The sequence below is a fragment of the Parvularcula sp. LCG005 genome (genome assembly GCF_032930845.1).
GTDB lineage: Bacteria > Pseudomonadota > Alphaproteobacteria > Caulobacterales > Parvularculaceae > Parvularcula.
Genome location: NZ_CP136758.1, coordinates 716403 through 742654, shown reverse-complemented (window position 1 = coordinate 742654; position 26252 = coordinate 716403). Strand labels below are relative to the sequence as shown.

Annotated in this window: 25 protein-coding genes and 3 tRNA genes; 11 read left to right on the top strand and 17 right to left on the bottom strand. The window is 58.9% G+C overall.

Features of this window, described 5'->3' with window-relative positions:
• The first annotated feature begins 48 nt into the window (after positions 1–48).
• Positions 49–1911, top strand: coding sequence for an acyltransferase family protein (locus RUI03_RS03485; protein WP_317288900.1), 1863 nt, complete (start codon positions 49–51; stop codon positions 1909–1911).
• Positions 1912–1918: 7 nt separating this feature from the next.
• On the opposite strand, the gene RUI03_RS03480 is transcribed toward RUI03_RS03485, so the two are convergent.
• Positions 1919–3595 (bottom strand): electron transfer flavoprotein-ubiquinone oxidoreductase, encoded by a 1677-nt coding sequence (locus RUI03_RS03480; protein WP_317288899.1) that lies wholly within the window; start codon positions 3593–3595, stop codon positions 1919–1921.
• A gap of 155 nt (positions 3596–3750) precedes the next feature.
• Here RUI03_RS03480 and RUI03_RS03475 point away from each other — a divergent pair, with 155 nt between their 5' ends.
• The 3 genes from RUI03_RS03475 to RUI03_RS03465 are packed head-to-tail and all read left to right on the top strand — an operon-like array spanning position 3751 to position 6835.
• Positions 3751–4230, top strand: a complete 480-nt coding sequence (locus tag RUI03_RS03475; RefSeq protein ID WP_317288898.1) for a GNAT family N-acetyltransferase — start codon at positions 3751–3753, stop codon at positions 4228–4230.
• Positions 4227–5042, top strand: a complete 816-nt coding sequence (locus tag RUI03_RS03470; protein ID WP_317288897.1) for a uracil-DNA glycosylase — start codon at positions 4227–4229, stop codon at positions 5040–5042. The genes RUI03_RS03475 and RUI03_RS03470 overlap by 4 nt, the downstream gene beginning before the upstream one ends.
• A 59-nt stretch (positions 5043–5101) precedes the next feature.
• Positions 5102–6835 (top strand): lytic transglycosylase domain-containing protein, encoded by a 1734-nt coding sequence (locus RUI03_RS03465; RefSeq protein WP_317288896.1) that lies wholly within the window; start codon positions 5102–5104, stop codon positions 6833–6835.
• Here the strand turns inward: RUI03_RS03465 and RUI03_RS03460 are convergent.
• The gene (locus tag RUI03_RS03460; protein ID WP_317288895.1) at positions 6832–7347 is read right to left on the bottom strand and encodes a serine acetyltransferase; all 516 of its coding nucleotides are present in this window, start codon (positions 7345–7347) and stop codon (positions 6832–6834) included. The two genes, RUI03_RS03465 and RUI03_RS03460, sit on opposite strands and share 4 nt — an antisense overlap.
• Before the next feature lie 112 nt (positions 7348–7459).
• Between RUI03_RS03460 and RUI03_RS03455 the strand changes: the two genes are divergently transcribed.
• From RUI03_RS03455 to RUI03_RS03445, 3 genes are all read left to right on the top strand, one after another.
• A tRNA-Pro gene (locus tag RUI03_RS03455) sits at positions 7460–7536 on the top strand.
• Positions 7537–7567: 31 nt separating this feature from the next.
• Complete coding sequence (locus tag RUI03_RS03450) at positions 7568–7876, top strand: ETC complex I subunit (protein WP_317288894.1); 309 nt, start codon at positions 7568–7570, stop codon at positions 7874–7876.
• Between the two features lie 59 nt (positions 7877–7935).
• Positions 7936–8012, top strand: a tRNA-Arg gene (locus RUI03_RS03445).
• Between the two features lie 129 nt (positions 8013–8141).
• On the opposite strand, the gene RUI03_RS03440 is transcribed toward RUI03_RS03445, so the two are convergent.
• From RUI03_RS03440 to RUI03_RS03425, 4 genes are all read right to left on the bottom strand, one after another.
• Positions 8142–9698: a bulb-type lectin domain-containing protein gene (locus tag RUI03_RS03440; RefSeq protein ID WP_317288893.1), complete on the bottom strand. Its 1557-nt coding sequence runs from the start codon at positions 9696–9698 to the stop codon at positions 8142–8144.
• A 215-nt stretch (positions 9699–9913) separates the two neighbouring features.
• Positions 9914–10117 carry a hypothetical protein gene (locus tag RUI03_RS03435; RefSeq protein ID WP_317288892.1) on the bottom strand — a complete coding sequence of 68 codons (204 nt, stop codon included), beginning with the start codon at positions 10115–10117 and terminating at the stop codon, positions 9914–9916.
• Positions 10118–10232: 115 nt separating this feature from the next.
• Positions 10233–11222, bottom strand: a complete 990-nt coding sequence (locus RUI03_RS03430) for a YihY/virulence factor BrkB family protein (RefSeq protein ID WP_317288891.1) — start codon at positions 11220–11222, stop codon at positions 10233–10235.
• On the bottom strand, positions 11219–11770 hold the full coding sequence (locus RUI03_RS03425) for an NAD(P)H-dependent oxidoreductase (protein ID WP_317288890.1): 552 nt from the start codon (positions 11768–11770) through the stop codon (positions 11219–11221). The genes RUI03_RS03430 and RUI03_RS03425 overlap by 4 nt, the downstream gene beginning before the upstream one ends.
• 176 nt (positions 11771–11946) lie before the next feature.
• Between RUI03_RS03425 and RUI03_RS03420 the strand changes: the two genes are divergently transcribed.
• Positions 11947–12177 (top strand): hypothetical protein, encoded by a 231-nt coding sequence (locus RUI03_RS03420; RefSeq protein WP_317288889.1) that lies wholly within the window; start codon positions 11947–11949, stop codon positions 12175–12177.
• A gap of 64 nt (positions 12178–12241) precedes the next feature.
• Here RUI03_RS03420 and RUI03_RS03415 read toward each other — a convergent pair whose 3' ends face one another.
• Complete coding sequence (locus RUI03_RS03415) at positions 12242–12844, bottom strand: exopolysaccharide biosynthesis protein (RefSeq protein ID WP_317288888.1); 603 nt, start codon at positions 12842–12844, stop codon at positions 12242–12244.
• Positions 12845–12950: 106 nt separating this feature from the next.
• Here RUI03_RS03415 and RUI03_RS03410 point away from each other — a divergent pair, with 106 nt between their 5' ends.
• The gene (locus RUI03_RS03410) at positions 12951–13946 is read left to right on the top strand and encodes a hypothetical protein (protein WP_317288887.1); all 996 of its coding nucleotides are present in this window, start codon (positions 12951–12953) and stop codon (positions 13944–13946) included.
• Here the strand turns inward: RUI03_RS03410 and RUI03_RS03405 are convergent.
• From RUI03_RS03405 to RUI03_RS03395, 3 genes are all read right to left on the bottom strand, one after another.
• On the bottom strand, positions 13943–14188 hold the full coding sequence (locus tag RUI03_RS03405; RefSeq protein WP_317288886.1) for a hypothetical protein: 246 nt from the start codon (positions 14186–14188) through the stop codon (positions 13943–13945). The two genes, RUI03_RS03410 and RUI03_RS03405, sit on opposite strands and share 4 nt — an antisense overlap.
• A 105-nt stretch (positions 14189–14293) precedes the next feature.
• Positions 14294–15343: a 4-hydroxyphenylpyruvate dioxygenase gene (hppD, locus tag RUI03_RS03400; protein WP_317288885.1), complete on the bottom strand. Its 1050-nt coding sequence runs from the start codon at positions 15341–15343 to the stop codon at positions 14294–14296.
• Positions 15344–15491: 148 nt separating this feature from the next.
• A complete protein-coding gene (locus tag RUI03_RS03395) occupies positions 15492–16118 on the bottom strand; it encodes a hypothetical protein (protein ID WP_317288884.1) in 627 nt (208 codons plus the stop codon).
• Positions 16119–16280: 162 nt separating this feature from the next.
• Here RUI03_RS03395 and RUI03_RS03390 point away from each other — a divergent pair.
• Positions 16281–16357: transfer RNA gene (locus tag RUI03_RS03390), tRNA-Met, on the top strand.
• Positions 16358–16578: 221 nt separating this feature from the next.
• On the opposite strand, the gene RUI03_RS03385 is transcribed toward RUI03_RS03390, so the two are convergent.
• From RUI03_RS03385 to RUI03_RS03355, 7 genes are all read right to left on the bottom strand, one after another.
• Positions 16579–17436: a phosphodiester glycosidase family protein gene (locus RUI03_RS03385; RefSeq protein WP_317288883.1), complete on the bottom strand. Its 858-nt coding sequence runs from the start codon at positions 17434–17436 to the stop codon at positions 16579–16581.
• Between the two features lie 109 nt (positions 17437–17545).
• Positions 17546–18751: a hypothetical protein gene (locus RUI03_RS03380; RefSeq protein ID WP_317288882.1), complete on the bottom strand. Its 1206-nt coding sequence runs from the start codon at positions 18749–18751 to the stop codon at positions 17546–17548.
• A gap of 92 nt (positions 18752–18843) precedes the next feature.
• Complete coding sequence (locus tag RUI03_RS03375; protein WP_410795891.1) at positions 18844–20376, bottom strand: NAD(P)/FAD-dependent oxidoreductase; 1533 nt, start codon at positions 20374–20376, stop codon at positions 18844–18846.
• A complete protein-coding gene (locus RUI03_RS03370; protein ID WP_317288880.1) occupies positions 20316–21929 on the bottom strand; it encodes an ArnT family glycosyltransferase in 1614 nt (537 codons plus the stop codon). The genes RUI03_RS03375 and RUI03_RS03370 overlap by 61 nt, the downstream gene beginning before the upstream one ends.
• Complete coding sequence (locus RUI03_RS03365) at positions 21919–22944, bottom strand: glycosyltransferase family A protein (protein WP_317288879.1); 1026 nt, start codon at positions 22942–22944, stop codon at positions 21919–21921. Before RUI03_RS03365 ends, RUI03_RS03370 begins: the two co-directional genes overlap by 11 nt.
• Before the next feature lie 2 nt (positions 22945–22946).
• The gene (locus RUI03_RS03360) at positions 22947–23882 is read right to left on the bottom strand and encodes an NAD(P)-dependent oxidoreductase (protein WP_317288878.1); all 936 of its coding nucleotides are present in this window, start codon (positions 23880–23882) and stop codon (positions 22947–22949) included.
• An 8-nt stretch (positions 23883–23890) separates the two neighbouring features.
• Positions 23891–24970, bottom strand: coding sequence for a glycosyltransferase family 2 protein (locus RUI03_RS03355; RefSeq protein ID WP_317288877.1), 1080 nt, complete (start codon positions 24968–24970; stop codon positions 23891–23893).
• 289 nt (positions 24971–25259) lie between these two features.
• Between RUI03_RS03355 and RUI03_RS03350 the strand changes: the two genes are divergently transcribed.
• A complete protein-coding gene (locus RUI03_RS03350) occupies positions 25260–26243 on the top strand; it encodes a UDP-glucuronic acid decarboxylase family protein (RefSeq protein ID WP_317288876.1) in 984 nt (327 codons plus the stop codon).
• Positions 26244–26252 lie beyond the last annotated feature (9 nt).

Sequence of the window (26252 nt, the reverse complement as noted above, 5' to 3'; positions counted from 1 at the left end):
CAGAGGTTTTGCTGACGACCGCCGCGCCGGTCGGGGAAGTGTGTGTCGATGAACTACCGCGCCGAGATCGATGGCCTGCGCGCCATTGCGGTCATTCTGGTCGTTCTGTTCCATCTTGGGCTGACCCGGTTCGGCCAGGGCGGTTTCATCGGCGTCGACGTATTCTTCGTCATCTCAGGATATCTGATCACCGGTCACCTGCGCCGCGACATGCACAAGGGCTGGACCGCGATCGGCGATTTCTATCACCGCCGGGCGTTGCGGATCTTCCCCGCTCTGGTGGTGGTCTATGTGGTGTGCAGCCTGATCGAGCTGTCCGTCAGTTTCCCCTCGAACGTGGTCGATTATCGCAACACGCTGCTGTCGAGCATTCTGTTCGTATCGAACATGTTTTTCTTCTTCACGCTCGACTATTTCGATTTCGCGGCCCACTCGAATGCACTGCTGCACACTTGGTCCCTGTCGGTCGAGGAGCAGTTCTATATCGTTCTGCCGCTTCTTTTCCTCATCATGCCCAAATCGTCCGACCGGAAACTGTTCTGGTTCCTGACGGCGATCCTCGTCGTCAGTCTTGTGGCGTCGGAATGGGTTTTGCGCATCCAGCCATCGGCCAGTTTCTACATCATGCCGCTGCGCGCATGGGAGCTGCTAGCCGGATCCGTCCTGTCCTTGGGCTATGTGCCAAAACTCAAGGGACGGTGGATCGCCGAAGCCATGACGGCAGCCGGCGTGCTGATCATCGTGGCGTCGAGCCTGATGTTGACGGCGACGAGCCCCTTTCCCGGCCTCAACGCAATTCCGGCGGTTCTTGGCACGGCCATGGTGCTGTATGCCAATGACGGCCCCAGACCGCTGCTGGGCCGCCTGATGTCGATCTGGCCCGCACAGTTCTTCGGCAAGATTTCCTATTCGCTTTACCTCTGGCACTGGCCCGTCATTGTGTATGCGACGTACTTCCTCCCAGGCCACGGCAAGGTCGACAAAGTCATCCTGTTTGCGATTTCCATCGCCCTTGCGACGCTCAGCTATTACTTCGTGGAGCAGCCGTTCCGCACCAAGAAGATGCGAGCCCTCCCCAACCGCCGCACGCTTGGCACCTCCGCCGCGGGGATAGGCCTTATCGCCGTGCTTGCGCTCGTGCTGCCGCCTCTGAGTGACGCGCGATGGCCCGCCAATGAAGCGGCAGAGACAGCCCTCGCCACCATTGAGGACCCCCGTCACACCGAGGCGATGCGGCGCGACACCTGCTTCCTCAGCGGCACCGCGACGACGCTGGCGGCGGAATGCGTGACGTTGTCAGACACGAGGCCGAATGTACTGGTGCTGGGCGACAGTCACGCCGCGATGCTGTGGCCCGGTCTGCAACAGACCTATCCGCAGATCAATTTCCTGCAGGCCAACGGTGCCAGCTGCAATCCGCTCAAACCATCCGTTCACCCCGTTTGCCGCGGCGCGCTGGTCGAGGGCCCCAGGGATGTTCTGGCCAGCGGCCGTCTCGACGCCATCATCGTGACCGCACGCTGGTATAGCGAAAATCTTGGCGGCGTGCGTGAGCGCCTGACCGAGCTGTCAGATATGGCGGAGACGGTTATTCATGTCGGCCCCTTCCCCGAATACTACATGCCCTTCCCCGAGGCCCTCGCGCGCGCGGACTATGCCAACAACCCTGCCCTGATCGAGCGGTACACGAACAAGACCATGGGGCGTCTTGACGACCGCCTTGCCGACGTCACGAAAGGAACCGGCGCCGTCTATATTTCGGCGTACGACCTTGTCTGTCCACAGGAATGCATCCGCCGGACGCCCGACGGCACGCCTCTCATGTTCGACAATGACCACCTGACCGTCGAGGGGTCGCTGCTCTTCGCCAACATGATTGCCGAACAGATCCCGCTCCCTTCCGCAGATTGAGCCGCCCCTACATATTGGGGTAGTTCGGGCCACCAGCGCCCTCAGGCACGGTCCAGACAATATTCTGGAGCGGGTCCTTGATGTCGCACGTCTTGCAGTGAACGCAGTTCTGGGCGTTGATCTGGAACCGCGGACCTGATCCTTCATCGATAAATTCGTACACCCCGGCAGGGCAATAACGTTGCGATGGGCCCGCATATTCGGGCAAATTGACAGCAACGGGCAAGGCCGGGTCTTTCAGCTTGAGATGAGCCGGCTGGTCTTCCTCATGATTGGTGAAGGAATAGGACACGTTCGTCAGGCGGTCGAACGTCAGCACACCATCGGGCTTGGGATAGCTGATCGGCTTGTGCTTCGACGCCTTCTCCGTCGCCTCGGCATCGGTCTTGCCGTGGGACAATGTCCCAAAGGGCGACCAGCCACCGAACCGTGTGCTGATCGACAGATCGATCCCGGCAAGGCCAATGGCCCCCATCAATGTGCCGTAGCGTGACCACAGCGGTTTGGCATTCCGCACCTTGTAGAGTTCCTTGCGAACCCACGAATTGTCATAGCGTTCCTGATAGCCGTTCAGCGCATCTCCCGCGCGATCTGCCGACAAGGCCTCGTATGCGGCCTCGGCGGCCATCATGCCGGTCTTCATCGCGTTGTGATTGCCCTTGATGCGCGGCACGTTCACGAAACCGGCCGAACAGCCGATCAGCGCGCCACCGGGGAACGTCAGCTTGGGGACGGACTGGAACCCGCCCTCGGTGATGGCGCGAGCGCCATAGGCCACCCGCTCTCCACCTTCGAGATAAGGCTTGATATCAGGGTGCGTCTTGAACCGTTGAAACTCCTGATACGGAGAGAGATAGGGGTTCTTGTAATTGAGGTGCACGACGTAGCCGATCGACACGAAATTGTCGCCGAAATGGTACATCCATGATCCGCCGCCTGTATCGCCTTTCAGCGGCCAGCCGAATGTATGCTGAACAAGGCCCTTGTGGAAATTGGCGTCCGGCACCTTCCACAACTCTTTCATGCCGAGACCGTATTTCTGCGGCTCACGGCCCTCGTCGAGCGCGAACTCGGCGATCAGCTGTTTGGACAGCGATCCCCGCACGCCTTCTGCCAGCAGCACATATTTGCCGTGCAGCTCCATCCCCGGCTCGTAGGACGGTTTTTTCTCGCCGTCCTTGCCGATCCCTGCCTCTCCGACGATGACGCCGCGCACAGCCCCGTCCTCTCCGCGGATCAGCTCGGAGGCGGCCATCATGGGATAGATTTCGACGCCCATGGCTTCGGCCTTTTCGGCCAGCCACCGGCAGACATTCCCCATACTGACCGCATAACAGCCATGGTTCTTGACCATGTCCGGCATGGCCCAGACGGGCAGCGGCATCGACCCGGCCGGCCCCAGATAGACGAACTTTTCCTTCGTCACCGGCGTGTCGATGGGACAGGACGAATCCTCGCGCCAGTCGGGCAGCAGTTCATCGAGCGCCTTGGGGTCAAGCACCGCGCCTGACAGAATATGCGCGCCGACTTCTGAGCCTTTTTCGACCACGACCACGGAGGTTTCCCGGCCCTGCTCCTGCTCAAGCTGTTTCAGGCGGATGGCCGCGCACAGGCCCGCGGGCCCGGCCCCAACAATCACCACATCGAATTCCATCGACTCGCGTTCAGGGGCGTCGGCAACCATGCGGGAGGTCTCCTCTTATCGTTCTTGCGTTCCCCAATAGCTATGCGCGACCGGGTAAAGAGACAATGGACAGCGCCAAACTGGAGCGGTTGCCGTGTCCAAACCCCTCAATTTTTGCCCTTCGCTGCCGCAGCAAGCGGCGCTAAAAGACGGCCATGAGCGACATCTCCATCCTCCCTTTTGACAAGAGCCGGGCCGATCATTTCCGCTCGATCAATGAGGAGTGGATTGCGCAGATGTTCACACTTGAGCCCCTCGATGTGGCGGTCCTCAGTGACCCGCAGACCCACATTCTGGACCATGGGGGAGACATTCTGTTCGCTGCCGTGCCTGACCTTGGCATCGTTGGAACGGGTGCACTCAAGCCCTGGGACAATGGAGATCTGGAACTCACCAAAATGGGTGTTCTTGAAAAGGCGCGCGGCCGCGGCATCGGCGAACCGCTCCTGCGGGCCCTGATCAGGCGCGGCGAGGAAATGGCGCCCGGTCGTGTGTTTCTCCTCACCAATTCGCGCTGCGAAGCGGCAATCCATCTTTATGAGCGCAATGGCTTCGAGCATGATGCTGCGCTTCTTGAAAGTGCTGGTCGCACCTATTGCCGTTGCGACGTGGGTATGCGTTATACCGGCGCATGATCGATCCACGCGCCCTTCTTGACTGGTATGCCGCCTCTGGCGTGTGGAGCGCCGAGGACGCAGAGCCGAGCAATTTCTATGACTGGCCTGACCGGCCATTCCGGCTTGATCCGCCTGCCCCGGCCCACGAGGCACCGGCACCCACAGCACCCTCTATCATTTCAGGTGATGAAGCCGGAATGCCGATTGACGAAGCTGCCACGCTGGCCCGCCAGCTCGCAGCCGCGGCCCAGTCCATCGAAGAGCTGGATCAAGCCATCCGTGACTTTGACGGCTGCCCGCTTAAACCCGGCGCCCGCAACACCGTTGTTTATGATGGCGTGCCGGGTGCGCCGCTGCTGATCATCGGCGAAGCCCCGGGCAAAGATGAGGACCGCGTGGGCAAGCCGTTTGTCGGTCGGGCGGGACAGCTTCTCGACCGCATGCTGGCAGCCATTGGCACGTCCCGCGCGCCGTCTGAGGGTCAGGATGCCGTCTGCATCACCAATTCGATCTATTGGCGCCCGCCGGGTAACCGGACGCCAACCAAAGCGGAAATGACGGTCTGCCTGCCCTTTGTTGAGCGGTTCATCACCCTGAGCGCTCCAAGGGCCATCGTCCTGACCGGCAATGTGCCCACCGGCGCGCTCTATCCCGATGCCCCGGGAATCACGCGCGCAAGGGGTCAGTGGCGTGAGTGGACACCGACCGGCGGGCATGCCATTCCCGTTCTGCCGATTTTTCACCCCGCCTTCCTGCTTCGCCAGCCAGCGCAGAAGCGGCTTGCCTGGGCGGACCTGCTCGCGGTCAAGGACAGGATGTCTGTTCATTGACGCTTCATTCATATCGGAGTGATGAATCATTCCGGCCGTCATTGCGTGGGGAACGATCCATGTTTGCACGAATAGTCGCCGCCTGTGCTGTCCTCGTCGCGTCCGCGACGGTGGCCGGTCTGACCGGCGCGAAGGCTGAGATCACGGGGCCGGCAGCGGTGCTGTCGGTAGAAGATATCCAGCGCTATCAGGCGATATTCGAGCTGCAGGAAGATGCAAAATGGCCCGCAGCCGACGCGCTGATCAAGAAGCTCGAGAACAAGATCCTGCTCGGCTATGTGCTGGAGCAGCGATATATGCACCCCACCGGCTATCGCTCATCCTATCCTGAGCTGTCGCGCTGGCTGGCGGCCTATGCCGACCATCCCAATGCCCAGCCGCTCTACACCCTCGCCAAGCGTCGTCAGGGCCGCTCTGCCCCGCCGCGTCGCCCAGCCAGCCGTCAGTGGCCTTCGGAGATCGAGGCGCCGCTGCACCCCGACCTCGCCGCCGATTATGAGAATTCATCGCGCCGTGCCGAAGTCGAGCGGATCCAAGCGCGCCTGCGATATCTGACCAATGATGACCGCCCCACCCAGGCCCTGAACTATCTGAACGATCCGCGGCAATTCAACATGCTGACAGCGGCCCAGACTGACCGCGTGCGCGGCTGGATTGCGGCCAGCTATTACTACAATGGCGAGCTGACCCAAGCGCGGCAGGTCGCGGAGTTGGCCCTGCGCCGGTCTTCAGACCAGGCCGTCCTGTCCCACTGGGTCGCCGGGCTCGTTGCCTATCGCCAGAATGATTATGCCCGCGCACTCAAACACTTCGGGGCACAAGCTGAGATTGAATATCAGGAAGGTCCGCTGCGGGCTGGTGCCGCGTTCTGGGCTGCGCGTGCCGCCCTTGCTCGCGGCGATGTCGCGGCGATCGAGCGCTATCTGGAAGTCGCCGCTGACTATCCTCTGACCTTTTACGGCCAGCTTGCCCTGGCGCAGCTGGGCCGTGACCCGCGGATCGACTGGTCGGGGCTGAGCCTGACCGAAGCCGAATTCGAGGCGCTGAAACAGAAGAACGCCCGTATCGAGCGCGCCGCCGCCCTGGCGCAGGTGGGTCTCGCGTCGGAAGCTGATCTTGAGCTCAAATGGGCCCAGGGGGAAATGGACCCCTCGGACAATCGCGCGCTTGTGGCTCTCGCCGATGATTTGTCGCTGCCGAGCGCCGCGATCATTCTCGCCAAATATGCGGGTGCCGATCATGGCCGTCGAGACGATCTCGCCGCCGCCCTTTATCCGGTGCCTGACTTTGCGCCATCCAACGGGTTCGAGGTCGACCCGGCCCTGCTCTTCGGCCTGATCCGCCAGGAGTCGAAATTCCTGCCTGAGGCCACATCACGCGTCGGCGCCCGCGGCCTGATGCAGTTGATGCCGCGCACCGCATCCTATGTTGCCGGCACCAGCCGGGCATCGGGAAGACTCTATGACCCCGCCTACAACATGCAGCTGGGGCAGTCCTATGTGCACCAGCTCCTGACCAAATATAATAACGGCTCAGGCGATCTCTTCGAGATGGCGCTGTCTTACAATTGGGGCCCGGGCAATTTCCGCCGCTGGCGCGCCCAGGCGGGGATCGAGGACCAGCTCCTGATGCTGGAAAGCGTCCCGAACCCGGAGGCCCGGCACTTTGTTGAGACGGTGCTGACCAATTACTGGGTCTATCGCGACCGGTACGGTGAACCTGCACCGACCCGGGATGCCGTCGCGGCGGGTCAACCGCCGATCTACCAGAGCATCAGCGCCAAAGCCGACTAGAGCTCGCGCTGGCCGATCGGTCGGGCCGGCACGCCCGCCATGATGGTGTGCGCGAGCACATCCTTCGTCACCACCGCGTTGGCGGCGGCAACCGAGCGCGTGCCCATGGTCACGGGCCCAAGCACGACGGCACCGACGGACAGGTCGACCCCCGCCTCCAATGTCGGGGCGACATTGGTACCGTCCCCTTTCACGCCGAGCGTCACATTCTGCATCAGAAGACAATTGGGCCCGAGCACCGCCTTGGGATGAATAACGATCCCGATGGGATGGGGCATCAACAGCCCGCCGCCGATCTGCGCCGACAGCGGGATGTCGCAGGATGTGACGGCGGACCAGAACCGATGCCGCATTGTCGCCCAAGCTTTGGTCACCGGACGCAGTGGACCGGACGCCCGCTGATAACTGCGGATCGCCGCCAGAAGCTTACGACCGGGATCCCAGAACTGCCGTGGGCGCTCTCGCTGCCAGTCGGGGATAGTCCAATCGGTGGGGGTGCCGGGTTCTGTCATGGCCATCTTATAGGGCTGCGTCGGTTTGGACGGAAAGTGGAGAAAACTCGTGAAATATCTCTTCTACCCCTGAAAAACATGTGCTATCGGGCCGCTTCCTAAGGTGGTCCATCGGGGCGTAGCGCAGTCTGGTAGCGCATCTGGTTTGGGACCAGAGGGTCGGGAGTTCGAATCTCTCCGCCCCGACCATCCACCAAGGAACAGGATAGAGGAGCCGTCCATGTTAGCGCGCATCTACCAGCCAGCCAAAACGGCCATGCAGTCCGGTAAGACCAAAGCGCAGAACTGGGTCCTCGAATTCGAACAGCAATCTCCGCGCACAACTGATCCGCTGATGGGCTGGACCTCCGGTTCAGATATGCTCGCGAGCGAAGTGCGGCTGAAGTTCGACACCAAGGAAGCGGCCATCGCCTACGCCAAGGAACACAAGATCGCGCATGAGGTCATCGACCGCAACGTCGCAAAGCCTGTGATCAAAGCCTATAGCGACAACTTCTCCTATCGCCGCCGGATGCCCTGGACGCACTAAGCATCCTTTGCGCCTCTTTTGGGGTGCCTTCACGAATTTTCACGATATAACGCCGGTTCGGCCCCTTAGCTCAGCTGGATAGAGCACTCGCCTTCTAAGCGAACGGTCGTAGGTTCGAATCCTACAGGGGTCGCCAGTTTTTCCTATTTCATCACCATCGGCAGCAGCATCTCGACGCGACAAAAAACGGCGACCCAAGAGCCGCCGTTTTCGTCTTTGCACGATTGAGAGACGGGGATGCAGGTGCGGCCCCCCCCTACCCCGATCAGTTCTTTGGCCAGAGCGTCTGGTTGGTTTTGTCGACGACCTTCAGCTGGCGGTTTTCAATCGCAAGTCGGGCTTGCGGATTTTCAATACCCGTCTGCCAGAGAATATTGTCGGCACCGTCTTCAAGGACGAAATTGCCGGAAACCTTGAGTTCGGCATGTTTGCCGTTCAGCGGCGTATTCGCATCGTTGTGGCTGCCCCAGACAAAGCTGTCATTTGCGTCGTACACGACAAGATTGCCGTCTTTCTGCAGGACGAGGTAATAGGCCTTGTTTGCGGTATAGTGCTTCTCGTCGATATTCAGGATCGTGCCCGGCATGACGGAAGGGATCATGGCGCTGTTCGACAGAGCCGCACTGCGAATGACCGTCGTTGTTCCCTCTACATCCGCGTAGGAATCAACCGTGATCGTGCCCTTGCGCGTATATTCGTCCTTGCTGGAGGATGAACCAACGGGACGGTAGTGGTAGAGTGGATAGAGCTTGACCTTCTTCTTCACCGCCGTGACTTCGCCGCGAATGACCTCGCCGGGTTCGACCGTGATTTCATCAGTGAAGCTCATGCTTTTCTGTTGGGTTTTTGAGTCTTCACCACCCACGCCGAATGACTGGGTCAGTTCGGTCGAAACGCTGACTTCTTCACCAACGCTACCGACACCTTCCACACCCACAGAGGCGTTTTCGGACACAGTCAGACCAGCAGAGATCGATGTTTCCTCATTCCAAGAAAACGATGTGGTCGTATCTTCGGAATAGCCGACGGTGATAGAACAGGTCTTGGCATCGCTGGCATTGGCATCGTGGCTGCACGTATTACCAACACCGATTGTGGATTTTTCATCCGCCTCAAGCGTTTCCTTGTCCTTCCAGGTACTGACCTTGTACAGCTCATAGCCGACGCGATCGACCTTGATGCTGGAAATCATGTCGTTCCAGCCTTCATCGGCGAAGTTGATCGTTCGTGCACCGTCAATGGCTTCGTACGTTTCGCTTGCGCCCTGTTTCTTGTGTTCGTCCCAGACGGTCACTTTCATGCCTTGGGGAATGAACATCATCGTCATCATGTCGGCCAGCAGAAGCTGGTGCGGGTTGTCACCGGCATTGTACTCGCCGACGGCCACGCGATGGAACGTCTGGCGCCGGTCCTGATTGGCATCCTTGTCGTTCTCGAACATGGTGATGACCTGGGTACCAGGCTCAACGGCTTCGACCTTGACCGAGCTCATCTCGTCGCCAAACCATTGCAGGTGCGGATAGTCGCCATTCCACAGGGTCGCCGATTCGTTTGGCGAGCTAAGGTTTGAATCCTTGTAGATCGTCGCCTTGACGTTCTTCCCGACCTTGATCGAGGAGGTTTCATCGCTCCAGTCCCCAATATGAGGATGCGAGCCAACGCCAAAAATCTTGATGTTCCCCTCGCAATTGGCGTCGATGTACAGGATAATCTCGTCGTCCTTGACCGTCAGGTCCTGACAATCCGCCGCCGCCGAGCCGATGCTGGCCAATCCACCCACGATCGCCCCACTGAACAGGGGCAATAATTTTTTTGACTTCATTTTAGGGAGCCTTTTATCTCCACGGCAACGCGATGGCGTTCACCGACCTGATGCACAATCGGGGATAAGACTGTTGTGAATAGAATTTCCCCCGGCAAGAATTTCGCCGTGCTCAGTGGTAGCGTCAATAAAATAAATCAAGCATGATAGCCGAACATGCGAATTTCGGCTCAATTGATCCGGATTTGCGCCGTCAGTTCATTGGCGCACCGATTTTATTCCGCTTCCCCGTGCAGATCCGGGTAGGTCCACCACCAGGGGTAGTTGGTTTCGCCCAGAACTATTTCGACGATTTCGGGATAGATCATCTCGGCGCGAACCGAATTGGCCAGCAGGACGACGCATCGCTTGGCCGCCTCCTGACAGATGGCGATATTGCCCGTCCAGTCATTATGGCCGCCATTGCTCGTCTCCCTCAAGACTGGTCCAGCTTCCTTTCATCCACTCGTCAAGGACCAAAGGCGAACGCTGCCTTTGTAAGCGATGCGCCGCGCAACGATGACAAAGAGAATATAGCCTGCTGCGGATCAATGGTTATCGCGCCAGGCGGTCGGCCATTTTCGCCTGCCGATCACCCAGGGGCTGCGGGTGGCCGGTGGTCGTGTCCGGACTGACCTCATGCTCGAGCTCTGCGTTCAGCTCTGCTCCCAGAAGAACCACCAGAAAGCTCCAATATATCCACATCAGCAGAACGACCAATGTGCCAAACGCGCCGTACACGCCTGAAAAATTGGCGATCTGCGAGACGTAGACGGAGAACACGAGAGATGCGATGACCCACGTCACGACCCCGATCAGTGCCCCGGGCAAGACCCATAGCCATTGTGCATTGGCGCGGCTTGGCCCGAAGCGATAAAGCAGCATTAACGTGGTGACCATTGCGACGGCCACGACGCACCAGGTAAGCACGATCGCGAGACGCTGCGCATATTGTTCATCGAAAATGGCACCGACGATGATGGGCATGGCCGTGATGGTGAGCAGCAACAGCGTCACCGCCGCAATACCGATGATCGTGGTTCCGACGATCTGGAAATTCAGACGGACAAAGCCCCGCTTTTCTTTTTCACCATAGACGATATTCAGTGCGCCCATCATCGACCGTGTCGTACGACTCGCGCCCCAAAGGCTGATAGCCAAGCTGACGGCGAAACTGACCCCCAGTCCGGATGTTGAGCTGTCCGTGAGGTTCTGGGTCTGACGCTGCAGCAGCGACATGGCATCACCCGGCGCGATATCGGCCAGAAAACTCAGATCCCGGAAGACCTGCTGCGGCTCGGCAATCAGACCATAAAGAGAAATGATCGCCGTCATGGCTGGGAAAAGCGATAGGAGGGTAAAGAACGCACAGCCACCGGCAACGAGCGCCAGATTGTCGTCACCGATCTGTCCGGCCGTCCGAAAGATCGCGCGGCGCCATGCCACCAGTGGCAGCGCGAAGGGCGACGGCGCGCTGCAGTCCTCTCGCGTCTTCCGTGCGAAACGATGTGGCCTGACAGCTTCCTGCTGGTCGGGCGTGCTCATTCAGGCGTCTGGAGTTTTATCCAGTCGACGAACTCCGCCGCGAAGGTCGCCAGAAACGACTTCGTGTCCTGATCGGTAAGATGACCATCCTCGTCAAAGCGGTCCTGTGCCTTGGCAATCAGCACTTCGGCAGAGGCCAGAACGGGCATGGCATTGTAAAACAGAATTTGGCGCAGATGCGCCTGAGCTCGTGCTGTTCCGACCATACTCATTGAGGCGCCCACAATGGCTGCCGGTTTGCCGAACAGGGGCGACTTCCGCGCCGGGCGCGACAACCAGTCAATTGCGTTCTTCAAAACACCGGTTACAGAGTAATTATACTCGGGTGTCGCAAAGATGACGGCGTCTGCCACTTCCACGGCCTTGCGAATACGCTGAACTCCTGGTGGCCACCCTTTTTCTTCCACGTCCTGATTAAATGGTTCAACATCCTCAAGCGTCACGACGCTATAGTCGATGCCCGGGAAATACTGCCCAACAGCATGTAAGGTCGCGGTATTGTACGACTTTTCGCGCAAGCTGCCTGAAATTCCAACGATTTTGGTCACGATTTTCGCCCCGTTTGCTGACCGAGATTAACGCTGCCACCGGCCGGTCGTTCCGTCGCAGACTGCGACAGAACGGCATCAGAGGGAACTATCTGCCGCGCTGGCGGGTTCTATAGGCATACTATTCGCGACGCAGAGAGATTTTGCTCTGCATACAGGATCATGAGAGGAACGTTATGGTAACCCCGGAAGCTACCCACACCGGCCCGGACGAGGCGGAAAAGCAGAATACGGACACCGCATTTGTTGTTCCGAATTCAGAGACGGCCTCAAACCATTCTGAAACCCGAACGACTCAGGATGTCCGGCAAGGTCACACGGGTGACCACGTGCGCCAGATTCTGATCTATTCGTCTGTTGCCGCATTTGTTTGCCTTATCGGCGCCTATCTGATCTTCGCCGCCTGACGGCAACATCCTATCGACTAAAAAAGCGCCCCGGCCCCGCCGCGGGCGCTTTTTCGTGGGCGCTTCACATGAGGATCTTGGTGACGATCAGGTAGCCGGCCCCTGTCAGCGCCATTGCGCTGACGGCCATGGCAACCGTCATCAGAAGACCGTCCCGAACGGTTATTGCAACACCAAACAGGAGGATGGCGGCCATGGGGATTGTGCTCGCAAACGGGATCAATTCCAGTGGCGGCACGGTCAAGGTCAGGAGGATACAGACCCCCGCAGCGATACGCATTGTCCCGGGACGGACCATGGATCTCATCCGGCCGTGAAACCATCGGTCCAGGCGCCGCGCGAGTGGCTGCAACGCATCTGCGGCGTCGCTGACTTTGCGGGATGACAGACGACGTCTCTCGATTAGTCCAGGTAAGGCCACGTGGTCACGGCCGATCATGATCTGTACCGAGACGATAGCAATGATAAGAGCGAGAAAAGTGGGTATTCCCGGAATGCCACCGATGGGTGATATCTCCAAGGCGGCGGGCAGGATCAGCAGTGGGCCATAGCTACGGCGGCCGAACGCTTCTATCGCATCGCCAATGCTGACTTTTGATCGTTCTGCGGCTACGCGGTCGAGCCCGGACAGAATATCATACACACTGTGAACGCCTGTGGTCGTCATGGAAGATAAACGCCACGACTCAGCTGCGGTTCCGTGCCGCGGCCGCCACGGTGCAACAGCATGGCTGTTTCCGCGTTTCGCTACAGGAACAGACCCAAGAGCTTTCATGCATACTGCATCACACGCCGCAATCGCACACCACGTCACGCCCGATATTCTGGGGCTGAAACCGGCGACGCCCTATGAAGCGGGATTTGCCCGCATACGGTGCGGACGCGGTCACCGGTTCGTCACAGAAGCGGGCACCAGGCCATCTGAACAGCAATTAAACCGTGTGCGCGCGCTCGCCATCCCTCCGGCCTGGACTGATGTGTGGATTGCTCAGCATCCCGATCATCATATTCAGGCCTGCGGCGTCGATGGTCAGGGGCGCCGGCAGTACATTTATCATCCCGACTATCGTGCCGCTGCTGAACAGGCGAAGTTCGACCAGCTGGCGCTCTTTGCTGAGCGCCTGCCGCGCTTGCGTCGACGCGTCAAATCCGCGTTGCAGGGGTCGGCAGAGGATGAGGCCTTCGTTCTTGCAACCCTTGTTCGACTGCTCGATTCTGCGGGTCTGCGCATTGGAAGTGGCCGCAAGACCCGTACCGGCGCCATCGGCGCGACGGGGCTTGAGCGACATCATATCGAACTGTCGAAGGAAGGGTTGGCTCTCCATTTCATCGCCAAAGGTCGCAAAAAGCGGGATGTTGAAATCGACGATGCCACCCTCACCCGCACGGTCCGTCGGCTGATGAAGCATTCGGAGCGACGCCTATTCGCCGTTCATGGGGCCCCTGTCTCAGCGCGTCAGGTCAATGCCTTCATCAGTGATTCCATGGGCGTTCCATTTACAGCAAAATTCTTTCGGACCTGGGGCGGAACGGTCGCAGCGTCCAAGGCCGTTCTGTCCAACCCTGACACTGCGTCGATAAAACTGGCGTGCGATGCAGCGAGCACTTTCCTTGGCAATACACCCGCCATCGCGCGGAAGTCCTATATCCACCCCAGCGTGATCGTCTACGCCCGTGATCCATGGGGGGATGTGGCCGAGGCTGGTCCCACCGCATTGAAGGCAGCGGAACGGCGGTGCCTGGGGCTCCTCGCCTCCTGTCCTGATTAGTCCTTCGCCTTGATGACCAGGTAGCGGTAAACTCCCCAAAGATTGACGGCGAGCAGAATGATATTCTGCACCAGGAGCGGATTTTCATCTTCCATCATGGAGGTGGCAATCCATGTGGCCGAAGATACGCTGAAAATGATAAAGCCAATCCCCGACCAGCGTCGCGATATATTGGATGCCACCAGAACAGAGGCAACGATGCAGGTGAGGCTGGCGAGCCAGTTCAGGGCTTCAAGGGGCATGAGTTTCTCGTCGTTGGCGCGGACTGGGATATCGTCCGGATTGCGGTTACGACAACAAAACGCCGCCCCGAGAGGCGGCGTTCCCAACTCTATCTGTGCCCCGGATCAGATTACGCCGCGGCGCTCCTGATCCAGCTCGATCGATTCAAAGAGCGCCTGGAAGTTCCCCTCGCCAAAACCCTCATTCCCCTTGCGCTGAATAATCTCGAAAAAGATCGGACCAATAACGTTCTGGGTAAAGATCTGTAGAAGGAAGCCGCCACCCTGAGCTTCGCCACCATCAACAAGGATCTTTTCGTTCCTGAGGAAGCCGACATCCTCGCGGTTCTCTGGCAGACGATTGGGCAAGAGTTCGTAATAGGTATCCGGCGTGTCCTGAAAATGAATACCGCGGCGGCGCATCATCGGAATGGACTCGTAGATATCCGCAGCCGACAGAGCGATATGCTGAATCCCTTCGCCATTATACTCGCGCAGGAATTCCTCGATCTGGGATTTTTCGTCCTGGCTCTCGTTCAGGGGGATGCGGATATGGCCGCACGGACTGGTCATGGCCTTGGAATGAAGGCCAGTCTTTTTGCCTTCGATGTCGAAATGGCGAATTTCGCGGAAGTTGAAGATCCGCTCATAGAAGTCGGCCCAGACCTTCATCTGTCCACGATGCACATTGTGCGTCAGGTGATCAATGAACTGCAGTCCCGACGGACCGATGCGGTTCCATTCATTACCGGACATGATGGTGAATTCGTTCTCGTAGAAATCCGCCGCCACGGCGTCGTCAATGAAATAGATCCGTGAACCGCCAATCGCTTCAATCGCCCGGGCGCGAATGGGATCATCAGCATCTTCAACGGCCGTTGCGCCACGGTTGAGTGCCTCGGCGTAGGCCTTCTCTGCATCTGCCACACGGAAGGCCATGGCGTTCGCGCCGCTACCATGTTGAGCGCGGAAGTCGCCGGCATGCCCTGATGGCTCATTATTGATCAGAAACGTGACCTTGCCGGACTGGTGAATCGTCAGGTTCCGGGATTTGTGCCGGGCGATAGCCGGGATGCCCATGCGGTCAAACAGCTGGCTGAGCGCCTGTGCATCATCACCAGTATAGCTGACAAATTCGAAGCCGCGTGTGCCGATCGGATTGTCCAATATAGCCATTTCAAGGGCCTCCCTTCATTTTTTGTTTCATATGCAACTAACACAAATCCGGCCCTCTGTCGAGAGCTGCCGATCGGACCAAGCCAACGAAAAACGCCGGATGCGTGAACATCCGGCCAGTTGGGAGGGGTTAGTTAAAGCAGGCCGATCAGTCGGCGTTGCGCTTCTCCATCCACGCCTTGCGCATGGCGTCGCGCTCTTCAGTGGTCACGGTGCCGTCGCCATTGGCATCGGCTTTGTCGAAGCGTTTCGTGGCCGCGGCGGTCATCTCCAGCTTCGAGATTTTGCCATCGCCATCAGCATCCATACCCGTCATCCGGTCGCCGCGGCGGCGCTTTCCGTCGCCTTTCTTGTCACCTCGCTGGTCACGGCCAGCCTTCATCTCATCGGCAGACAATTGACCGTCATTGTTTGTGTCCATGGCCGCGAACCGCTGGGCCGCAGGGGCCATCGCCTCTTCCCGGCTGACCGTGCCGCTTTCATCGGCATCAAGGCGCGTCATGCCGCGATCGCGTGGTGGACGGTCACCGCCGCGCTCTGCGCCTTTTTGGCGTCGCATCTCCTGACGGCCTTTGCGCATTTCGTCCTTGGTCAGGTATCCATCATCATTGGCATCCATCGCATCGAAATGCGCGGAGACCCGATCTACGACCTCGGCGCGCGTTTTTGGTCCCTCCATGGGGCGAGGCCCGGGACCGGGCATGGCAGCCAGGGCCGTGGCACAAAGGCCCAAGGCAGAAACGGCAAGCGCGCTAATCATGGTTACTTTTTTCATCGTCATCACTCCTGTTGAACAGTTTTGGGGGCTGCTCTGTTGATGAAACGGATATGAACGCCCGATGTCGCACGCGAATGGCAGGAGCGTCACAAAGTGTAACGGGGGGCCGTAATCCTGCGTTGACAACCTCCCCCGTCATCCGGCATATGCAGCCGCTCTGGCGGGGTAGCTCAGTTGGTTAGAGCGCAGGATTCATAGCCCTGAGGTCGGCGGTTCAATTCCGCCTCCCGCTACCAAATTCAATTTCCAACCATTTCTGGACGACCTGAGCGCCAGCCAGGCGACGACATCGGCGCTGAATGGTTCACCCGCGCCCGTCTGTGGCGAACAAATACCTCAGATCCACCCGCCCCTGCCTGCCGAAGACCTCATATGAAAGGGTTAAGAAACGGACACTTTCAAAGGGGTTGATCGGAGTGAGGTCAGGGCAGCCTACCCGGAGAATGACCGGAGCGCCCTATCGGGTCTGGAACCCGAAATGCACGGCCACAGGCCGTGCCCGACCAGGCACACGTGTGTGGATCGGTCGATTTGCGATATAATGTCCGTTCTTTCCCGCAAGGACCAGGGTAGCCGAGCCGCCGCCATCCAGTTCAAGGATCTCATCCACTTCGTACACTGTCTTTATCAGCGCGACACCGTCCGCCAATGTCAGGCCGTCGCTATAGAGGGGCTGTTTTCCGTCGACGATCAAGTGGATCATGGTCCGACCACCGTCTCTCAACCCAATAAGATTGAGCGGGTAGCGCTTTTCTGATGTCCCGGTGATGGGGACCGCGGTGTCAGCAGTCATATATTCACGCCCTGCCACGGCGGCGATCGCCTGATCCGGACACGTCCCTTCTGGGCCAATTTCAGCGTGATCCGGGAATAGACAGAGTGCAGCAAACCCTAGAGCAGGTGCATTCAACTGCTCCCCATTGTCTTGCACCACCCCAACGGCATAGCTCGGCTCACCGGGGAGAGGCCTGTAGTCGAAATAGTTCACCTCCCGAAATGGGTAGAAATAGTTGGCATTCGTTGCCCAAACGGTGTCGGCGGTCTGGGCGAAGGCAAGCGCAGTCTCTGCGCAGAACTGTGGCGGCTCATCTGTACACGGTTCTGTCACGATGGGTCGCAGGCTACCGTCTCCCAGATTGATGACCGTCGCATGCAGGCGGGACCCGTCCGGCAACACGGACCGCTGATAGGAGATATTTGGCGACGGCACGGCGGTCGACGGCCTGAGTGAAGGCCACGGGCGCACAAACGTTCCGAAGGCCAGACTTAAGGTGACGCCAAATGTCGCGATAATCCAGATGTATGGCTTCTTCATCTATCTGATCAGACGACGATTACTCACAGATGTCGACACCTTGCGCCGTGATGGTTGATGAAATGACCGGCAATCTGCGTCACCGCCTATTGTCTGCATTTCCCCTCATTTACTCAGCGGCGGCCAAGGCCTGGCCGGAAATGTCGTAGGCCTCGCCTTTCCATGGCGTTAGTGCACGGGATTTCTGCAGGAGGACGATGTAATCCATCGCGTCCGCGGCCGCCCCTTCATACTCGAACTTCTGCATCAAGGTGAGAAAGCCGCTGGTACCGACCAGACTATCGCCTTCAGCGAAGGGCGACTGCTCACCACTCAGCCTGAACCATTCGCGCTCATTCGAGCCCGCCGCTTCTTTGAGCCGCTGGATGCCTTTCTGCCGCCAGATATAGGTCGCATCAGAACTCATCGGCAGGAGGGTGTAGGATGCATTACTTGGTCCGCGCATCGGTGATGGCAGGGCGGCGGCAGGCATCATATTGAAGCATTCACCAGCACACATCGTCCCTATGCTGACAACCTTACTAGCAAAGGCGCCTTCGGGTCCATTGAGGATGTGAGCCAATGGCCGCTCTTCGTTGATGGGTGTCTTGCTCCCGTGGAACAGGCCCCACAGCCCATAGAACTGTTCACGATCAGCTGTGTCATAGCCCTGCAGCAGGTTGATATTTGCAACCATGTTGGTATATCGAGACGCATCGGCCGGACGGACCAAAGCGCGAGACAGAAATTCCCGGTTGATGGCCTGTACGCCCGCCGCAGTCTGCAGGGACGCGGTCTGATCAGCAGGGAGTAACGCCATCATACGCTCTGCAAACGGATAGTCGCTGATCGAATCGACGCCAATAAAGTAGATTTTCCGATCATCAGACAGAACATCATTCAGCGAACGGATCTTCCCGATTTCCTCAAAAAATTCGCGATTGGCCCATTGGGCGTTCTGACCTGCCCAATGGTCAAAAACCTCTCGCATATACTGATCGTCGCCGGTCTGCAGATAATGATTGAACGCAATGGCCTGCGCAGGGCTGAGCTCGCCAAGATAGCGGCGAACGCCCTCCTCTGCGTTCAGTCTGCGCAACACATCAAAGTCGAGCGATTGAACGGCAGCAAACCCGTGCATCTCACTCAAGATGACGAAGCGGGCATCGCCGATATCAAGAACGTCCTCGCCCTTATTTGCGGCCAGCCAAGCGGCTTCCTGCCCTTTGGCATCCCTGTCCGTAACAACGGACAGCCACGGCAGCGCGGCGACGGTAATGGCAATCACAAGAATGACGACCAGAAACCATTTGAAGATCGACAATAGAAACTTCATCGGTATCGCGCCTTCCCCTCCAGACACTCGTCATAGAGTGTAAGACAGACGAGGTTAACACGCGCCACTGGAGGGTCAATCAGATAAACCGCTCAGGATTTCTGCTTGGTTTTCGGCTCAACCTGAAATTCTTCGTGATAGGATCGCTCTACATTCACGGTCCAAAGGTCGTGATCTTCGCCTGTCAGGTTCCGGGCCGCCAGCATGGCTGTGAGCATGGAATGATCCTGGTTGTTGTAGCGGTGCATGCCGTTGCGACCAACGGTCTGCAGATTCTCAACACTGTCAATCCATTCACGGATGACCCCCAAGGCATCCTTGTATTCTGTATCGTAGACTGGATAGGCCTTGGGCTGACGAATAACGGTGCCGTCAATGACGCTGGCGGGATCAGCGAGACCGAGCTGCCCCAGCTCCCGCGTTGCCATGGCAATCAGGCTTTCATCGCTTTCGTTCCACATCTCGTCCGTGACGTTGCAGAAATATTCCATCCCGATGCTGGCTGTTTTCTCTACCGGCACCATCTCTGGCGACCAGGCGCGAAAGTTCTGTATGCGTCCCACTTTAACATCCGGACTGTGGATGTAGATCCAGTTGTCATCGAACGGGTCCTCATGATCGAGGATCAGCGTGACGATGAGGAAGTCGCGATATTTCAGCTTGGCGGCCGCATCAATCACGCCCTGCGGCGGGCTTGGCTCAATACAATTGACAAGGCGGCGCAGCGGCATTGTCGAGATGACCTCGTCGACAGACACCGTTTCTTCGCCAGTCGGGCCGTTGATCGTGATCTGCGTCACGCAATTCCCGGTCATTTTCAGGGACTGGACGGCGGTATTGAAATTGACCTCGCCACCGCCTGTCCGAACAGCAGCTGTGAACGCCTCCCACATCATGCCGGGTCCAAGCCGGGGATACTGAAAGCGGTCGATCAGGCTGGTGGTGTCATTCGCGCCGGTAAAGGCATTCCACACCGCCTTGAAGAGCGACAGGTTCTTGATGCGCTGCGCGGCCCAGTCCGCGCGGATCTCGCTGCAGGGGATGCCCCAGACTTTCTGCGTGTACGTCTCAAAGAAGTGGTCGAACAGCCGGCGGCCAAATCTATTGACGACCCATTGTTCAAAATTGTCTTCCACGCGGGACGGAAACATTTTCCATCGCATATAGCTCAGGACAATCCTCACCGCCTCGATGGGTCCGAGATTCGTCAGGGCATTTATCGGCTTCAGTGGATATGCGTAGAACTTGCCGCGATAGTAGATGCGACTTTTCCGGTCGCGCCAGATGAAGTCGTCACCGCCAACCTCCAGCCAAAGGGCGTTGACCTCGTCGACCTTGGTGAAAAAGCGGTGCCCCCCAATATCAAAACGATAGCCCTTGTAACTCTCCGTACGGGAAATACCGCCAGGCAGCGCATCCGCCTCAAACACGACAGGCCTTAAATTGACGCCGTATTTCTGCAGGCAATAGGCCGCGGTCAGCCCGGCCGGACCGCCGCCTATAATCGCGGCAACTGGCTGGCTCCCGGCATGCAATGCCGAGTTATCGGAATGGTCGGTGATGGTCACAGATCGGCCCCCTCGCCCGTCGGCGACAGAAACGGTGCAAGTTCTGCGCCGTCGCATCGACCCTCTGGCCCTTCAATTTCGTAGATATCCAGCTCATGCGGCGCGACGATATCGCTGACTCGATCAGGCAGGCCCAGCCATTGGTCAACGCCGTATGCCAATCGGTGCGTCAGTCGCCGAGGCCGGGGTGATGCAGTCCCCAAGTGCTGCAGGAACAGATCGGTCGGTAACGCGCCGCTTTCTCGCTGTGCCGATGTGATCACAGCCAGCGCACAATCGCCTTCGAGGTTCATCTCGCCAATCCACCCTACATGGGTCATCGCCAATGGAGCGGTTTTCGCCTTGTATTCAAGATGATTGCGCGCGCGGCTCATGGTCAGGGCATCGGTATAGACGGGCCGGCCCGTGTCCCGAGCCAGTTGCGCAATGAACCGCGCATCTTCGTATTCACCGTATTTGCGGAAATCGGCCCCCGCCCATTGGAGGACGAGAACAGTCGCAAGCGCTACTGCGAAAAGACGCGGCCCATACCGGCCAACCAGATGGCGCAGCAACAGTGCCGCCACCAGAACGACCGTGTAGGGAAAAATGGGCAGATAAAATGGGGACTCAAGGCTCAGCGCATAGGCGTTGAACGCAAAGGCCATGACCGATGCAAAGCCGAACACGGCCACCGGCCAGGACCGGATCGCCGACGGGAGGCGCCGGCGTACCGCAAGAATGCTGAAAAGCACGAGACTGCACACAAGCAGCGGCGTGGTCGACGGATCGGTGAACTGGCGCGTTACAGGATAGGACAGGAAACCGAAGATCGGGCCGGAAACCTCTAGGGGCGCTGTTCCTGGCGCGCCGCCGCCATGGCCAACATCTGTCCGATAACGAAACAGGAAATCGCCCGTCAGCGACCAGTAGATCAGCGCTTCAAGCGCAAGACAGCCCCAATAGGCCGCGCAAAATACCGCCAGGGCCTGCCAGGGCATCCGCTGCGCCCGAAAAATCGCGAGCAGCGACAGGAGACCGATCGCCATGGGCAGATAGGCCGCGCTCTCCCGACACATCCATGACCCAAAACAGGCCAGTGCACTGACAATCATCCATTTGCTGGAGGATCGCATCGCGCCGTCCGGCACGCTTGACGCCTTGACGAAGGCCCAGAGACCGGCGACAGCGAAAAAGACCTCGGGGCCAAAGACCCGCACCTCAGTCGCCAGGATGACAAACTCCGCCGACGTGGCGAGCAGGATCGCGAAAATAAAGGCCGTTATCCGGTCAAACCGAGTGGCGGTCATCCGGTAGCTCACCCAGATCAACAGCGCCGCATAGATCAGATTGGGCAGACTGGCCTGCAGGTTGCCGACGCCGAAGACACCGAAAATTGCAGCCATGGGAACGACGTAGGGGTGGCGCAACTGCCAATGGTTCTCGCCAAGATAAAGTCCGTGGTCGAGCCATTGACGCGCGCCGAGAATGTAACGCTCGGCATCACGCGGGCCGATACCGTCATAGAAAAGCGCAAATGTCAGCAGCAGTACGACACCGATGGCGAGCCCGACAGGCCAGCCGCCCTTCTCTATTCCTGTCCTGATGGTCTTAAGCCAGTCAGCCGTCATGAAGCCGACCCTCCCCTTGCTGCAGGGTTGTGCCTGTGCGGCCAGCATCGGATGACGAGGCGGAGCGACCATGGTGCGTCATCACCTCATCCATACTCAAAGATGCGCGACCAAACCCCGCCAGATGTTCCCGGTGCAGCGCTTGCGCGGACGGATTGAGCAGGAAGAGCGGATGCCCGACATAGGCAGACACCAGCGTTCTGAGGCCAAGACCCCAATGTTTGGCGCGAAGAAAGCTGACGCCGTATATGGCTTGCATCAGCGCCCGACCATCCCGCCAGTGCCGCCTCGCCACTTCTGGATGACGGTCCTGCATTTCGTCCATCACCGCCAGAACGGCACGTAATTGCCGCGCGGGATTGCCCTGCGACATGCCCTTGCGAACGTAGCGATAGCCGACAAGCGAGCGCGGGATGAAGACCGGCGTGCCCTTGGCGGCCAGAGCAAGGATCAGTTTGTAGTCTTCCGCCCCCTGAAGGTCACGCGATCGCATGGTTTCGTCAAAGCCGCCCGCTTCCTGGACCAGTACCCGCCGATAGACAGCCGCACTGCCATTGCCCACAAGGTTGCGCCAGATCATGCCGACAAGATCGTGACGCAGCGTGTGCGGCCTCTCATTGTAGCTCAAGATGCGGTCCGTCTCATCCATCCGGAAGCTGGCGGCGAACGCAAATGGCGCGTCGGGCTCGGCGTCGAGCGCCGCAACCGCCAGCTCAAGAAAGTCCGGATGCCAGACATCGTCGGCATCGATCGGCGCAACCAGCGGCGCGCTGGCCTCTGAAATGCCTCTGTTGCGCGCATTGGCCAGCCCGCCATTGGCCTGTCGCACGACCCTCAAGCGGGGCTCGTCAGCATAGGCCAGAAGGCGATCTTTAAGGTCATCCGTAGACCCGTCATCGACGAGGATGATCTCAAACGCTTTGAAACGCTGGGCGAGAATGGAGTCCAATGTCCGGCCAATGCTCCAAGCCGCATTGTATGTCGGGATGACGACCGAGACCAAAGGCGCAACCACGATCAGACGTCGTCCGACAGGTCAGAAAGGAGCGGCAGCGACAGCGGCACCGTGATCGGCGGCGGTGGGCCCTCTTCGCGCATCAGTGTCGCCAGCATGTCGACGCCCGTTGCCAAATCGATAGTAGGTTGCCAGTCATAGACGTCGCGGGCCCTTGCCGGGTCTCCGACAAACCCCTCCACATCGAACACCCGCGCCGGCACCACATGCACAACAGACCGAGACGCTGTGCGTTCGCAGACCAGCGTGGCAAGCTGACCAAGACTGGTCAGCACACCCGTGGTAAGGTGCACGGGGGGCAGGTCATGGCGCCCTGCCGACAGGGCATCAACCGCCTTTACGAGCCCATCAACGCAATCATCAACATGCACAAAATCAAAAAATGTCTCGGCCCCGGTGATTGTCAGATCCGTATGCTGAAGGGCGCGCCATAGAAGCGATGGTACGGCTCGGTCAGGATGGTCTGCCCGATTGCCATAGACATTGGACAAACGAATGATGGCCGTTCGCAGGCCAGACGCGGCGGCAGCCTGAACCAGCCGCTCCCCCTCCGCCTTGCTTCGACCATAGGTGTTGAGAGGCGCGATCGGCATGCCTTCTGTCACTGGCAGCGTGTCCGGATTGCCGTAGACTTCCCGTGAACTGACAAACAGGAAGAACGGCGCTTTTGGCGAGCGGGCGGCAGCGTCAACCAGCACCTCCGTCCCGCCGATATTGACTTCATCCGTCAGGGCCGAATGGCTCTCCCCCCATCCGACGCGCGACAGCGCCGCCAGATGGACAATACCATCGACCCCATCAACGGCTCGCGCTACCGCCGCGGCGTCGCGGATATCTTCAGCCGGGGTGCGCAGGACGTCATAGGCCACAACATCGTGCCCGAGGCGCGCCAGCGCCCTGACAAGGCCGACACCCACGAGGCCTTCACTGCCCGTCACCAATATCTTCACAGGGAGGATCTCGACTTCTGTTTGCTGGAAAAGATGCTCTGCCAGATTTTTGATGAAAGCCTGGCGATCAGTGCACTGCCGATGATGGCACTGGCATAAAGGTGGTAGACCCAATGCAGAAACATACCAATCAGCGTCCGCCGGATGCCGCTGCGGTCGAGCAGAAGCATGAAAAACGGCGCGTTGGCCAGCACGTAGGCGGCGCCCACCAGTCCCACCGACCAGAACGGAACGGCGCTGATCAGAGTCAATGCGAAGGCGCCCAGGATGCCATAGGCGAGGAGCGCGCGCAGCTGTTCCATGCCGCCGCCATTCAGCTGCCCGACCGGCATCATGTCTGCCCGGATCAGACGCGCCCATGGCAACGCACGGTCAAATATGTCTGACCGCCAGAGGCCCTTCAGTGTCCATTTCTTCAGATGAGCGCCCTGCGCCCGCGGCTCGAGAATGATCTTTTGCCCCTGCGCCGTCATGCGCGCACCAAGGTCCACATCCTCGATACTGGGGCCTGCGAAACGGTGGCTGTCATAGCCGCCGAAATGACAGAAGACATCACGCCGGATCATCCCCAGCCCCGACCAGAAAGTACGGCACTCACCCGCATTCTGGCGGTGAATGAAGTGATGACGCAGATTAGCGTACATTGACGCTGCGCCGCTATGATGTGGCCGATCGTTGTAGGCACCGAATGTCGCCGCCACATCGGGCCGCGAGACCAGCACCGCCTCAAGCCGTTCGATCGCGCCGGGATCGATCACAACGTCCGCATCGACAAACAGCAGGAAATCGGCGTCGGTCTCCGTTGCGAGCAGATTGCGCCCGGCCCCCGGACCGGCATTAGCCTCGCCCTTGATCACACGGGCGCCCAACTCGACAGCGACGACAGCCGTTCTGTCTGTCGACGCATCATCGAAAATAATGATTTCATCTGGCAGGCGGGTCGACTTGCCGATAGCCCCCAGGGATCGAGACAAGAGGTGCTCGGCATTATAGGCAGGCATGCAGACGGCAATCGTCGGGCACGCGACGCCCTGCCGGTCAATTTCCCCGCTCTGCGCCGCTTCAATCTCCGGCATCTCACCCCCAACAGAACAACAACGCTTGCATAAACCCAGCTTGTTGCAAAGCGCAAAATGAAACAGGCTCAACTTGCATTGCCAAAAAGCTTATCATCTCAAGGGGCTATGCAAATCCTGTACTTAGACATGGAGCACTTTGAAATTTTTTCTTCCCGCAATGACAGTTGACGAAATCGCGCGCTGAAGGCAGCGTTTGGCAGTTATCCGCACCGAATAGTCTGGAACAGATATTGCACTGGGTGGGTAGCGAAAGGGCGCAAGACTGTCTGCGCTGGGGGATAACACAGTGGTACAAACGAAACGGGTCCTGGTCACGGGCGGCGCGGGCTTTTTGGGCTCATATCTATGTGGTCAGTTGCTGGACCAGGGTCATGACGTCCTTTGCGTCGACAACTTCTTCACGGGGTCGCGGTCCAACGTCTTTCATCTGCTCGACAATAAGCGGTTCGAGCTGTTGCGGCATGACGTCAGCAATCCGCTCTATATTGAGGTCGATGAGATCTATAATCTCGCCTGCCCCGCCTCACCGATTCACTACCAGTTCGACCCTGTCCAGACGACCAAGACGAGCGTCATGGGCATGATCAACATGCTGGGGCTGGCCAAAAGACTGAAGGCGAAGGTCCTTCAGGCGTCGACGTCTGAAATTTATGGCGATCCTGAAATTCATCCGCAGCCGGAAAGCTATCGCGGCGCGGTGAGCACCACCGGACCGCGGGCCTGCTATGATGAGGGCAAACGTTGCGCCGAAACGCTGTGTTTCGACTATCATCGTCAGCACAAGGTCCGGATCAAGGTTGTCCGGATTTTCAACACTTATGGCCCGCGCATGCATCCAGGTGATGGCCGGGTGGTATCGAATTTCATCGTCCAAGCCCTCAAAGGCAAGGATCTGACGATCCACGGCAGCGGTGAGCAGTCGCGATCCTTCTGTTATCGCGACGACCTGGTCCGTGGGCTGATGGCCATGATGGCAACCGGGGATGACTTCACCGGCCCGGTGAATATTGGCAATCCCAATGAATTTACGATCCGCCAGCTCGCCAATCTGGTCATTGAGCTGACAGGGTCCTCGTCGAAGATCATCGAGCAGCCGCGTCCCGTCGACGATCCAACACAGCGCTGCCCCGACATCACGCTGGCGCGCCAGAAACTGGGGTGGGAGCCGACGGTTCAACTTCGGGAAGGCCTGCAGTCGACCATCGCGTATTTCGAGGATCTTCTGTCCACCGGCGCCGATTCAAACAATGCCGGCGGTGTCGGCCGATGATGATGCCGC

Bases quoted from the DNA above. Each gene is read 5' to 3' on its own strand.
- RUI03_RS03375 (WP_410795891.1), bottom strand. From the start codon at position 20,376: ATGCGACGGCGCAGAACTTGCACCGTTTCTGTCGCCGACGGGCGAGGG.
- RUI03_RS03415 (WP_317288888.1), bottom strand. From the start codon at position 12,844: ATGACGACCACAGGCGTTCACAGTGTGTATGATATTCTGTCCGGGCTC.
- RUI03_RS03440 (WP_317288893.1), bottom strand. From the start codon at position 9,698: ATGAAGTCAAAAAAATTATTGCCCCTGTTCAGTGGGGCGATCGTGGGT.
- RUI03_RS03480 (WP_317288899.1), bottom strand. From the start codon at position 3,595: ATGGTTGCCGACGCCCCTGAACGCGAGTCGATGGAATTCGATGTGGTG.
- RUI03_RS03370 (WP_317288880.1), bottom strand. From the start codon at position 21,929: ATGACGGCTGACTGGCTTAAGACCATCAGGACAGGAATAGAGAAGGGC.
- RUI03_RS03420 (WP_317288889.1), top strand. From the start codon at position 11,947: ATGGTAACCCCGGAAGCTACCCACACCGGCCCGGACGAGGCGGAAAAG.
- RUI03_RS03385 (WP_317288883.1), bottom strand. From the start codon at position 17,436: ATGAAGAAGCCATACATCTGGATTATCGCGACATTTGGCGTCACCTTA.
- RUI03_RS03430 (WP_317288891.1), bottom strand. From the start codon at position 11,222: ATGAGCACGCCCGACCAGCAGGAAGCTGTCAGGCCACATCGTTTCGCA.
- RUI03_RS03410 (WP_317288887.1), top strand. From the start codon at position 12,951: ATGCATACTGCATCACACGCCGCAATCGCACACCACGTCACGCCCGAT.
- hppD (WP_317288885.1), bottom strand. From the start codon at position 15,343: ATGGCTATATTGGACAATCCGATCGGCACACGCGGCTTCGAATTTGTC.
- RUI03_RS03465 (WP_317288896.1), top strand. From the start codon at position 5,102: ATGTTTGCACGAATAGTCGCCGCCTGTGCTGTCCTCGTCGCGTCCGCG.
- RUI03_RS03485 (WP_317288900.1), top strand. From the start codon at position 49: ATGAACTACCGCGCCGAGATCGATGGCCTGCGCGCCATTGCGGTCATT.
- RUI03_RS03460 (WP_317288895.1), bottom strand. From the start codon at position 7,347: ATGACAGAACCCGGCACCCCCACCGATTGGACTATCCCCGACTGGCAG.
- RUI03_RS03395 (WP_317288884.1), bottom strand. From the start codon at position 16,118: ATGAAAAAAGTAACCATGATTAGCGCGCTTGCCGTTTCTGCCTTGGGC.
- RUI03_RS03405 (WP_317288886.1), bottom strand. From the start codon at position 14,188: ATGCCCCTTGAAGCCCTGAACTGGCTCGCCAGCCTCACCTGCATCGTT.
- RUI03_RS03450 (WP_317288894.1), top strand. From the start codon at position 7,568: ATGTTAGCGCGCATCTACCAGCCAGCCAAAACGGCCATGCAGTCCGGT.
- RUI03_RS03355 (WP_317288877.1), bottom strand. From the start codon at position 24,970: ATGCCGGAGATTGAAGCGGCGCAGAGCGGGGAAATTGACCGGCAGGGC.
- RUI03_RS03470 (WP_317288897.1), top strand. From the start codon at position 4,227: ATGATCGATCCACGCGCCCTTCTTGACTGGTATGCCGCCTCTGGCGTG.
- RUI03_RS03475 (WP_317288898.1), top strand. From the start codon at position 3,751: ATGAGCGACATCTCCATCCTCCCTTTTGACAAGAGCCGGGCCGATCAT.
- RUI03_RS03380 (WP_317288882.1), bottom strand. From the start codon at position 18,751: ATGAAGTTTCTATTGTCGATCTTCAAATGGTTTCTGGTCGTCATTCTT.